Raw genomic sequence first — 12,138 nt, 5'->3', positions numbered from 1 at the left:
TATTTTATTGATTTTTAATCAATTATATTTTTTGTCGTGTACTAAATCAATTATGTTTTTTGTCGTGTACTAAAATAGTATTGGTAAGTGCCGGCACCCACAGCAAACACAGTGGTTGATGAATAATTAACCCCGTCAGTACTGTACTGGTAGGGTGGGGTGCCACCGGTAGCGCTCACTGTTAGTTCTGCCTGGGTAGTACAGCTCAGTCCGTCCGTCAGTGACAGGAAGCCCTGTACCGGTGAAGGCTCGGTTATGGTAACAGTGGACGTTGTAACATCGCAAACCCAGCCATCAGTTACTGTTATGCTGTAAATGCCTGCACCAAGGTTATTGAACTGCGGTGTGGTTTGCGCTCCGCTGCTGTATAATATCGTAATTCCGTCAGTATCATAGGTATTCAGTATATACTGGTATACGCCTTCGCCACCGCTCACGCCTGTAGCTGAAAGTGTAGCGGTGTCATCACCGAAGCACAGTACCTGTGTTGCCGAAGCACTTATGTTCGCCGTAATTGGTGTTGCCGGCGTAATGGTTATGTTCTGCGTGACCACACAGCCCCCGGCATCGCGTACCGAAACAGCGTAGTTCCCGGCAGCAAGCCCGCTGAAAGTATTATTGGCAGCGTAGGCCTGCACAGTTGTTGCTGTAGTAGTATTTACCAGCTGGTATACATAAGTTCCCCATCCTCCTGCTGCTGTAGCTACAATTTCCGCACGGTCATTTGTACATGTTGCAGGAGCTGTGGCAGCGGCTGTAAGTACAAGTGTTTCAGATGGTGAAGGCACTGTTATGGCATTTGAACCGGCAGGGCAGAACGGAGTGCCTGTGGCGGTTATATTCACAATGAAGCTGCCTGCCGGAAGGTTTGTAATGGTGAACGGGTTAGTTGCCGTGTTGCCGTTTCCGCTGGCAATTGTTCCGCTGGCATCGGTTACTGTATAGGTATATACACCGGTATAGCCGCTCACATCAATAGTAATACTGCCGTCTGTGCTTCCGAAGCAGGTTACGGCAGTAGCGGCCGTAGCATTTACCTCAATGGTATCAAAAGGCAGTATTTCATACGGCACGGTGGTTATGTAGCACCCCGTGGCATTATCAGTTACCCTGAAAGTATAGCTGCCCGGTGCTGCCAGGCTGAAGTCAGCCGTGCTTACGCCCGCACCAGGAGTTACCGGTGGCAGGGAGCCCTGAGGAAGCAGTTCAAAAGTATAATTGCCTGAGCCACCGGTTACGCTTACCTGAACCGTTTCATCATTAGTACAGGTTATAGCTGTTGCCTGCGTTGCCGTTACGGCAGTAAGGCCCTGTAGCGGGTTTATGGTTACAGGGGTGGTGGCGGCACAGTTGTTAGCATCTTTTACATACACTGTAAGGTTTTGTGTACTGCCGTTATCAGTAACTGTAAAGGTATTAGTAGCAAAATAATTAGTGCCGTCTATACTGTACGTGTAAGGCGCCGTACCCGAAGGGTTGCTGGTTGCATCATCTTCTACAGTTATTGTTATAGTTGATGTTCCGGGTACATTGTTGGCATCACATGCAAAAGCCGTGGCTGCCGCACTGATAGTAAGTTGTGATGGCTCACTTATGGTAACAGTATCTGTAGCCTTACAGTTTTTACCCGATGTCACCGTAATGGTATAAGTACCTGCCGGCAATCCTGTAAATACGGGGCTATTCTGGCTTATAACAGGGTTCACGCCATCATTCACAGCATAAGTGTATGGCGGATTATCATTAGCCGCCGGGAGTGTTATGGTTATTGTACCGTCAGTACCGTTGTTGCAGCTTACATCTTCACTGTCCGCCGTAAATGTTACCGGTGTAGGTGTTGCAAGCGTTACAGGTGCCTGTGCCGTACAGTTAGAGTTGGTGTCACGTATAACTACAATGTAATTTCCTGCTGCAAGGCCTGTAAAGCCAGGTGTTGGCTGTGCTGCTACTATGGTTGTTGCCGAACCGTCCTGCAGCTCATAGGTAAAGTTTCCTGAACCGCCAGTTGCTGTAACGGTTATCTCACCGTCATTGTTGGCACAGCTTGGTTCAGCAGCTACAGCCGGGGTTACGAAAATAGGGGCAAGTACCTGTACGTTTACGGTGTTCCCGCAACCGTTGGCATCCCTTACCTGTATGGTATAGCTGCCAGAGGCAAGATTATTATAAGCAAATGTTGCTGAAGCCTGTGGCTGGAAAGCGCCCCCGTTAAAACTGTATGTATATGGCGCAATACCATTTTGTGTCCTTGTAATAGTAATAGTGAAGCTGCCTTCGGCCGAAGTACACTGTGCCGCTACCGATGCTGCAATTACAGGCTGTACATCGGTTGGGAGTGTTACAGGTGTAAATCTAACGCAGTTATAAGCATCCCTTACATAAATATCATAGTTGCCGCCTTCCAGGCTGAACACATTGGCTGTACCCCAGTTGGCCGCTACAGGCGCACTGCCTGCCGGTACTGCCTGGTACTGGTATGGTGCCGTACCAAACTGCCCTGTTGCTGTAATGCGGCCTGCATTGGTATTACAGTTATCATTTTTAGTAACCACCGCAGTAACCTGTAGCAGGTTGGTTGACTGCATTATAGTAAATGATGGGGATGAGTTTGAACATCCCGCGTCGGCGCCGCCTACTTCCGTGAAGAGTATATAGTACAGGCCGGGTGCCAGAGGGCCTACACTGGCATTTACAGAGGCGCCCGAAACAGCAACACTGCCTGTTACGGCCGTTGGCGTGTTCGACTGCGCCTGGTACACCTGGTAGTTTATCTGTGTAGCGCCCGGGTCATAGCCTGTAATGGTTATGGCAACGTTTCCGTCAGCGGCACCGGTACAGGTTACATTATTTACCGTATTTAAGGTAGCTGTAATCCCTGAAGGAGAGCTTATTGGCTGGTCAGCCTGCTTAAAGTAGTAACAGTTGGTTACAAGGTCATGTACTACAAAAGTATAGGTTACGCCCGGCACCAGGCCTGTAAAAGTTGATGTTTCGGGAGTACCGGGATCCGCAGGCTGGTAATCTGCAGGGTTAAGGTAGGGAGGCGTGCTTTGTGTCAGGATACCAAATTCGTAGTTGCCACTCAATACGGTAGCAGTTACGGTAACCTGTGCTGTACCGCCTGTAATACAATCTGTAGTAATTGCATTAACATCAATAGTAAGATCTTGGGGTGGCGAGGCTATAATGATATTATTTCTGGTCACAGAACATCCGTTGGCATCTATGACTTCTACGTTATATATACCGTAATTCAGTATGGTAAAGGAATGGTTGCCACCTGCCGGCGCCACGTGGGTTTCATTAAAGCCGAAGTTACTGGTTACATAGTAGGTGTAACCTGCAGTGCCCCCGGAAACATTCTGCACGATGATCTGCCCCAGCGATGTACCAGTAGGGGTGCAGGTTATATCAACTATTGCCACATCATAACTTATTGCGGCAGGCTGGTTTATAGTTATAGTGCTTACGGCCGACTGGCATGCATTGCTGTCCGTTACCCTTATTTGATAGGTACCGGCAGTAAGGCCTGATGTTTGGGTGCCGTAGTTTACGCCTGTTGTGGTATTAACTACTGATAGTGTGTATGGCGCTGCCCCGGTAGTGGTATCAATAACCACATCTATCGCGCTGGTGTTTTCGCCGTTACAAAGTATATTCTGCGTTTGCGTAACTGATGTTATGGCAGGCTGTGTAAGCGGTGGAATAGTGATAGTTTGTGTTAATACCGTACATCCACCGTCACCATTTATCCTGAACTGGTAAGTGCCAGCTGCTGCAGGTGCAACCGTGTAGTTAACAGTTGTGCCTGCCACTGCCTGCGGAGCGCCAAAAGTACCTCCATTAAATGAAACCTGGTAAGTATAAGGTGCAGCACCGCCAGTAATGGCTATGGCTATCTGGGCATTTGGGCTGGCAGTACAGTCAAGGTTTTTAACCAGTGTAGCCGTAGCCGTAAGCTGCTGGCTTATAGTACGGCTTACTGTGGCTGTACAGTTATTGGCATCGGTAACGGTTATGGTGTAGGCACCGGGCGGTAAGTTGGCAAAAGTATTTGATGCCTGTGCCGGCAGCCCATTTATGCTGTACTGGTACGGTGCAAGGCCTCCTGTTACATTTACGGTTATAGAAGCTCCGTTCGCATCAAAGCAAAGGTCAGAGGCTGCTGCAATGCCGGCAGTTGGTGCATCCGGTGTAGCAAGGCTGAAATTAGCCGTAACTGTACAATTGTTGGCATCGCGTACCGTAAGCGTGTAGCTTCCAGAAAGTGTAAGGCCGCTAAATGTACCGTTGGCCTGTGGGCCTACAGTGGTTCCGCCGGGTAAAAGCAGGCTATAGCTGTAGCCGCCCCATCCGCCTGTTGCTGTAGCCGAAACACTGCCCTGCGCATTACAGGTTATTGGGTTTACGTTTGGTGTTCCAAGGGATAAAGCTGCTGAAGGCGCCTGTATGGTTATTGTGGCTGTGGCGGTACAATTGGTTGCCGTATCGGTAACTGTTATTGTATAATTTCCTGCAGGCAGGCTGTTTACAGCAACTGTAGCCGCATTTACATTGTTCGCCGAAGCTACAGTAGTGTTTGCAGCGTTTCGTACTACGTAGTTATAAGACCCGCTAAAGCCGCTCACGGCATAAGTTAATGAACCCGTAGCCGACCCGAAGCAGGTAACGTTGCTTACCGGCTGGCCTGCAACGGCTATTGCGGTAACAGGGTTGATCGTATAGTTCCTGCTGAAAGTACAGCCGCTAGCATCGGTTACCGTGAAAGTATAAGTTCCCGGAGCCAGGGCTGTAAATACATTGTTGCTGCCGTTGCTCACAGCCGAAGCGGCAGGGGCCGTTATGGCGTATGTAAAAGGAGCAAGCCCACCTACTACAGTAAGGGTAACATTAGATGCTAACGCCGGGCATGATGGCTGGGTTGCATTAAATGTAATGTTAGTTATCTGCGGCAGCGTATTAATCGTTATGGCAGGGGTACTGGCGGTACAGCCATTGGCATCTTTAACGGTTATGGTATAGGTGCCTGCGGTTAATCCGGTAAAAGAAGTTGCATTGCCAAATGTTACCCCGTTTATGCTGTATTGGTATGGCGCCGTCCCTCCGGTTACGGCAGCCGGGTTAATAGCTATGGTGGCACTTCCAGTAGTACAGTTATAAGGCTGTGTAACCGTTGCGGGGCCTACAGTAAGGGCAGGTGGGGCAGTAATAGTAAACGGAATAGTAAATGTGCATGAACCATTGCCTTTTGTCTGCGTCAGGTTTACTGTATAATCACCCGGTGCCAGGTTAGTAAAGTTACCCGAAGCACTTGTTGCTATTGCAGTGCCTGCACTGTTGAGCAACTCAAAAGATACATTGAAACCTTGTGTATTACTTAATGTAAATAGTATAGCTCCATTATTAAGTCCGTTACAGGTTACATTAGTAATACTGGTCGTATAAGTAACATCAGGCACAAGGCCAATAGTAACAGGATTTGAATAAGCAATACAGTTTTGGCTGTCAACTACTATAAACTGGTATGTCCCCTCGCTACCAGGCAGTATATCAAATATCACGCTCGTCTGGTAATCATCCGGCCCGGGATTTTGGAGGACGCCATTATAACTGTATATGGCAAAATTATAAGGTGGCTGCCCTCCTGAAGGGTTCATTTGTATATTCCCCTGGTTACAGGATATCTGCTGTGATACCGATGCCGTAAGGCTCAGGTTATTCTGGTCGAGTATTGTAGCGCTTCCGTTAAAGGTACAACCTTCATCTGTAGTAACAGTTATGCTGTAAGTACCGGGGTTTAGGTTATTAAAAAAATAATTATTATCGGTTACCGGCCCGTGCGAAATATTGCTCGGCCCTGTAATGGTATAATAATACTGGGGGCCTACATTTAGGGCCTGTATCTGTATACTGCCCAGGCCATTGCAGGATGTATTTTGTGGTATAATATTAACCTCCAGGTTTTGGTTAAGGATGCCGATATCAGTTAGTTCAAACACGCAGCCATTTACAACACCCTGCTGCCTTATCTGCACTTTATAGCCTCCCGCCTGCGTAATGCTAAATACAGGGTTGCCCTGGTATGGCACCAGGATAGTATTATCTGCCTGGCTCACCAGCTGATATTCATAACCTGAAGGAACATTAGTAACCGTTATAGTGCCGGGCGTATTACAGGTAATGTTTTCTGCCATGTACTGTGCTTCAAGCAGGTTAGCATACACATTGAAGTAATACCTGTTGAAACAGCCATTCTGATAGTTAATAACAAGCCGATACTGGCCCGCAGTGGTAACATTAAAATTAGTACCTGTGCCTACCTGGTTCCACACACAACTAAAATTTTTATTGGCACACCCATTAACAGTTACTGCGGGGCAACTGCTCTCGTTCAGCTTTTCCCATATCACGCTTTGCGCGTTATTGATATTGGTCTGGATAAGCCTGCTGTCATTAACGCCGCAAAGGAATATGTAAGGCAGCTGTTCGCCATCATTAGGGCAGATAGCCACTTCATCGGCAAAGGGTAATACAGGATTCGTCTGGTTTGTGCCAAATAACGTAACTGTTATAAACTCAGTGAGCCCAATACAGGGAGGAGTAGGTGTGTTAATTACGGTGTACTGCCCCGGAGATGTTACGGTTATACTCTGTGTAGTGCCTATAACGTCACCGTTGCTGTTGCGCCATTCATAAGAGGCATACCCGTCTCCGGCAGTAAGTACCAATGACGATCCACATAATATCTCGGTGCGCTCAAACGTACAGTTATCTATATCTACAAGAAAGTTGGACGGCCCCTGGAAGCCTATCCCACAGTTTACATCATAGCTATAAAAACTTGGGTCATCACTGATAATATTAGTATTTAATTCACCACTGTATGTACTGTAGGCGAGATTCTGTATAAGATTAGAACAGGCATCCGTCAGTTCGCTGCAGCTGTTTACTACCTGCACCCTTATACGTATGCTATAGGCGGGGTCGCTTATTTCAACCAGATTGTCCGGTATTGTAAATAATATTTGCCTTGTTGCAGGATTATAAGTATAGGTAACACCGGGGGCACCACTCACATCTACAGAAGTAAAATTGGTGTTGATAGGCAATATATCCCTTATTGTATAATTTTTGGCATCATCATTTCCAATATTTTGGAATGTAAGAACATAATCAAGTACCTGTCCCAGGTTTACATTTGCGCCTGTTATATCGGCTCCGCTTAGGTTGTAAACGCGTTTTACGAGGTTTATATCAGGTTCAATAATTTCCACGGCAAACGTGCTCAGGAATGCACCATACCCGTCTCCTGAAGTTATAAGTCTTAAAGTGGCTCCTGTTTCATTGTTTGGGATGATGCTGTTCAGAGGGTTTGGCAGGTTAATCAAATCCAGGTCAAGCCCAAGGGTATTTGTGCCGTTTGGGGTACGTGTGGACACCTGCGTATCGTTATTCGTAATTGAAGAGTTAAAATAATTGGTTGCGGGATTAAGCGTATTAGCCACATTTGAAAAAGTTGCTACAGTATTAGCCTTAATTTGTAGCCGGTCACCGGTTATACCGCGGTCACCTTCCAGTGCCCCTACACCCAGGCGGGCTTTCACAGGGAAGGGAGGAGGCAGCGTAATAAACCCGTTGATATTAATCACTGCTGTTGTATTATCCTGCACACCGGCATAACCATCAAAAGTGGAAATAAATTTTCCTGTAAGCGTCGGGTCTTCGTAAATAACTACCATTACCCATCCGGCCGAGCTGCCTCCTTCACGCCTTCCTTTGGCAGCCCTAAGGTTAGCAAGGGTATAAGTGCCATTGGGATTACCGAGGTTTTGGAGGAGTTCTGTAATGTTCTTGTAACATATTATTGGAGAATCTTTAAAAGACTCTGCCAGATTGTTTGGGTTGTAACCATCAAAAACTATTGCATCATCTTCACCTGCGGGGTCCGGGTTATTATCAGCAGTTAAATCAATATATGCCCCCCCCGGGGAGCTTAAATTTTATCTGGTTCCAGTCTTCAAACCTTGGTATTGTTGCCTGCCATTGCAGGCTGGGGCTGTTGCTCCTTTCATAGGGATATGTTGATGCCCAGTACAAACCCGCATATTTTACTTTGAAACAGCTGCCTGTAAGCTGCAGGTTGGCGCTACTGGAACTAAATGTAGTGGGATCATCATCAATATCAATATATTCCATATTGAGGGAATTATTATTTTCGCCCCCGTTAAACGGAATATTTGCCTGTGAGGGGTTGGCGGCATCAGCCCTGTTGAGTATATTGTTGCCGACCAGGACGATATCACCCTTAATTTTGATATTTCCTCCAGGCAACCTTGGTGAAAAACTGGGAGGTACCGGGGTTTGCGAAAATGCGGTTGCCCCTGCTAACAATAATCCTGCCAGGATTATTATCCTTACTGTGTAGCGTTTTTTTAAGTACATTGGTGTAGTAGTTTTTAATAGGATGTTTTTTTAGTGTGTGTTATTTTTTTAGTCAGATTTTTATTTAATGATGTTTACGCTGCTTATCCAGATAGGGTCGAAATAGGTGTTGTCTACATTGGAATAGTAGGATATCAGTGCTTCCCGCCATGTGTTGTGCCTCTTTAAATACACATACCTGAAATGGTTTTTTGGATTGTAAAATGATTTTGCACTTATCCCCCTGTTTTTTAATGACTGCATAAAAGCATCGGCATTTTTGTTCGTTGCAAAAACATTAGCAATTATATAATAGCCCGGTTCTGCATTATCAATCATCATGTGGTTTATTTGTTCTAAATTTTTTCTGGGCTTTCTTGTTTTTTTTGCATAATATTCCCGTATATCTTTTTCTATTATTTCATCAGTCTCGTCAGTATCACCGGGTTCAGGCAGGGTGGCAGGGGTTTCTCCCTGTAATGCACCTGAATCAGGATTGTCTCCTGCTGTTGCCGCAGTGGCTGCCTTTTGGCTTTCTGTATCTATTGACAGCTGTTTTCTCTGCCTTGCTGCTTTTTCTCGCCGTGCATATTCTTTCAGGTTTTTTATCTTTTTTTCCAGCTCCGCTTTTTGCACATGTATAAGGGAATCTTCCCTTAGCAGTATTTCCAGCAGGTGCTGGTCTTCCTCGTCAAGGTCAAGCCTTAGTCTGCCAAGCTCGGCATCCATGTCATAATCAGGTTCATATGCTTTTTCTTCTGCTTCTTTTTCTTTTTGTACCTGTTTTTTGGTCTTTCTCTTTGGTTCCGGTCTTTCGGGTTCTTCAGGCTTTTCAGGTGTTTCCTCAGTTTCGTACACCGAGTCGCGGACAGCCGTGGCTTTTTCTGCTATGGCAATACGGTCAGTAAGTGAAAATGCTATAACAACCTCATGTGTAGCCCCCAGGTTTACAATACCGCTTTTTGTACCGCGTTCGTAGGTATAGCCAAGTGAGAGCTTTTTAGAAAGGTGTACGCCCGCACCTGCGCTGATGCCGTAAAAATCATCAACACCCGCCTGGAACCAACCTGTCCGTGGGAAATGCAGCAGCACGTTACCGTTAATGGTAAGGCTGGCCTCTTCACTTTTACGTCCCCTTAGCAGGAATTTTATATCGCCGTTACCGAAAATTCCTTCACGTGATTCGAAAGCATATGTGTACATAATATGACCGGAGTACGTCCTGTCCGTATAATCTTCAGTCATCTGGCCTGACTTAAAATCATAATCAATATAATTTTCGAGGTAAGCCCCAAAATCAAAACTCCTGTAGTTAAAGTTAATACCCGGTTTAAGGCTCAGTATGGAATTGTCCCTCATGGCAAGTATGGCCGGGTCAGGCTCCTGTGCTATTATCCGCGCCTTATCCACACCACTGTTGTAATAAGCCAGGTTGAAACCAAGTGTCAGGTTCATTTTCTCCATCAGGGTGATGTTATATGCGTAATTTGCAATACCGCCGAAGCTTGATAATACCCCTAAATTTTGTCGGTATAAGCCTATTCCGAGACCCGTTTTTTCAGAAAATTTTCCTGAGTAGGACAACATGTACAACTTAGGTGAATCGTCAAACCGGAACCATTGGTTACGGTGGTACAGTACGATATTCTTATTGTCTTCCCTTACAAATGAAAATGCCGGATTTAGCAGGAAACGGTTGTACTTGACATTATTCTGTACCGGTATGTTGAAGGTAAGCACAGGCGCATCCTGGGCATTTAGCCCTGAAAAGGCCCCCATGATGATGATTAACAATAATGCAATGTAGTTTTGCGCCATGCTCAACCTCATTTTAATATGGTTATTGAGCCTCTCCTTAAATATTCAAGGCCTTTCATAATCGTGTAATAGTAGACAGGGTTTTTTAATGACCAGTTAAAATCTGTTTCAGGCCAGTTACCCCTGTAGCTGTATGACCGGAACACGAGCGAGCCATCGGGAGCATAAATCATTATCTCGATATCATCCCCTATATATTCCAGCGGTAGCACCCATTTATCATTAATACCGTCATTATTTGGGGTTACAATATTGGGTATGGCAACAACATTGTTTTCTACCAGGTTTACGGTAAACTCTTTTACCACCACACACTGCCCTAATGTTGCAGTCATATTATAATTCCCAGGTTCCGTTATTTCTGCCGAAGGCCCGGTTGCAAACAATACACTGTCACGGTACCATTGGTAGCTGTCGGCACCACTGGCATTAATTATTACTGATGTGCCTTCAGGTAGTTGTACTTCGGCTCCTGCATCAATGGTAATATTTGAAGTTTCTGCCGGTGTAAGGGCAAAGGCTTCAGAAGTGCGTGTACAGCCCAGATAAGTTACTTCAAGATAATAATTACCCGAAGTACTTACCGTTATAGAAGTTGTAGTACCTATAGGTGTATTACTCCCTTCTTTATACCACTTATAGGTATACTGCGGATTGTCTACAGTACTAAAAAGCTGTACTTCACTACCCTCTGAGCAGTAAGTGCCTTCTACTAAAACTTCAGGTGTTTCCGCCAGCCCCAGTAAAATTTCTACTGCATTTGAGATGACGGCGCCCCACCCGGGAATTATCACTTCAAGGGTATAAGTACCATTTTCTGCTATTGTAACATTTTGCGAAATTGCGCCTGCCATAGCTATATTATTTTTATACCACTGATAAGAATAACTGTTACCGCTCACGCTAATCTGTCCCTGAGGCGTAGATGCCTGAAGGGAAACCATGCTTATTGTGGTGGTACTGGAGCTACAGGAAGTATAATCAGAAGCCGCAGCTATCTGGGCTATAAATCCTAAAGGGTTTGTAATGGTAAAAATGGCTTCCTGGGTTATGGCACAGCCTTCGCTCTGGGATATAGTAACTTTATATGTGCCAATAGATGTTGCTGTGTACGCATTGGTATTTGCCCCCTCAATAAGTACATTGTTCCTATACCAGAGATACACGGGCTCAACAGCATTAGTGGCGACTGATAATGTTACCTGCTCACCCGGTATTAGTACCTGCGCTGCCGGAACTGTAGTTGATATACTAAATTCAAATTCATTTATGATTATTGTATTGGATGTGGCATTGCAGCTGCCGGTATTTGCAATTATGTAATAAGACCCGGGCTCGGTAACAGTAAAATCAGCTGTAGTGCCTGTAGCTGCCTGAGCACCGTTTCTGAAAAGTGTATAAGTATATCCCGGGCTGCTACCCGTAGAAGAAATGGTTACGGTTCCATTATCGCAGATACTGCCTGAAGCCGTAATTTCTAAAGCCGGAACACCAAGGTTAACCGCCACGGAATTAGAAAATACCATGCCAAACCCCGGCACATCAATGCCGAGCTTATAGCTTCCGTTCTGTGCGGCTCCGGAGATAGTATAGNATGGTTACGGTTCCATTATCGCAGATACTGCCTGAAGCCGTAATTTCTAAAGCCGGAACACCAAGGTTAACCGCCACGGAATTAGAAAATACCATGCCAAACCCCGGCACATCAATGCCGAGCTTATAGCTTCCGTTCTGTGCGGCTCCGGAGATAGTATAGGAGGCCGAAACAGCCCCTGCCACAGGCTGGTTGTCCCTGTACCACTGGTAGGGGTAACCCATGCCCAAAACATTTACAGGGCCCTGGGCTGTTGATGCATTGAATGAGCCCAGTGTAAGGGTAGCGCTTGTGGCGGCACATGC

Annotated in this window: 4 protein-coding genes; all 4 read right to left on the bottom strand. The window is 45.9% G+C overall.

What is annotated here, in order from left to right:
• Positions 1-50 precede the first annotated feature (50 nt).
• The 4 genes from CHU92_RS03820 to CHU92_RS03805 all read right to left on the bottom strand — a co-directional run bounded on the left by CHU92_RS03820 (position 51) and on the right by CHU92_RS03805 (position 11,765).
• On the bottom strand, positions 51-7,739 hold the full coding sequence (locus CHU92_RS03820) for a beta strand repeat-containing protein (protein ID WP_094412774.1): 7,689 nt from the start codon (positions 7,737-7,739) through the stop codon (positions 51-53).
• Between the two features lie 229 nt (positions 7,740-7,968).
• Positions 7,969-8,442, bottom strand: a complete 474-nt coding sequence (locus CHU92_RS03815) for a hypothetical protein (protein WP_094412772.1) — start codon at positions 8,440-8,442, stop codon at positions 7,969-7,971.
• A 60-nt stretch (positions 8,443-8,502) separates the two neighbouring features.
• Positions 8,503-10,239: a PorP/SprF family type IX secretion system membrane protein gene (locus CHU92_RS03810; RefSeq protein ID WP_165764580.1), complete on the bottom strand. Its 1,737-nt coding sequence runs from the start codon at positions 10,237-10,239 to the stop codon at positions 8,503-8,505.
• Between the two features lie 8 nt (positions 10,240-10,247).
• Positions 10,248-11,765, bottom strand: coding sequence for a T9SS type B sorting domain-containing protein (locus CHU92_RS03805; RefSeq protein ID WP_094412768.1), 1,518 nt, complete (start codon positions 11,763-11,765; stop codon positions 10,248-10,250).
• Positions 11,766-12,138: the final 373 nt, after the last annotated feature.

The sequence above is a fragment of the Flavobacterium cyanobacteriorum genome (assembly GCF_002251835.1).
Lineage (GTDB): Bacteria > Bacteroidota > Bacteroidia > Flavobacteriales > Flavobacteriaceae > Flavobacterium > Flavobacterium cyanobacteriorum.
The sequence above is the reverse complement of the archived record's forward strand: the minus strand, read 5'-3'. Positions and strand labels throughout refer to the sequence as shown.

Coding starts and splice junctions, on each gene's coding strand:
- CHU92_RS03820 (WP_094412774.1), bottom strand. CDS start 7,739: ATGGTAGTTATTTACGAAGACCCGACGCTTACAGGAAAATTTATTTCC.
- CHU92_RS03815 (WP_094412772.1), bottom strand. CDS start 8,442: ATGTACTTAAAAAAACGCTACACAGTAAGGATAATAATCCTGGCAGGA.
- CHU92_RS03810 (WP_165764580.1), bottom strand. CDS start 10,239: ATGGCGCAAAACTACATTGCATTATTGTTAATCATCATCATGGGGGCC.
- CHU92_RS03805 (WP_094412768.1), bottom strand. CDS start 11,765: ATGGTATTTTCTAATTCCGTGGCGGTTAACCTTGGTGTTCCGGCTTTA.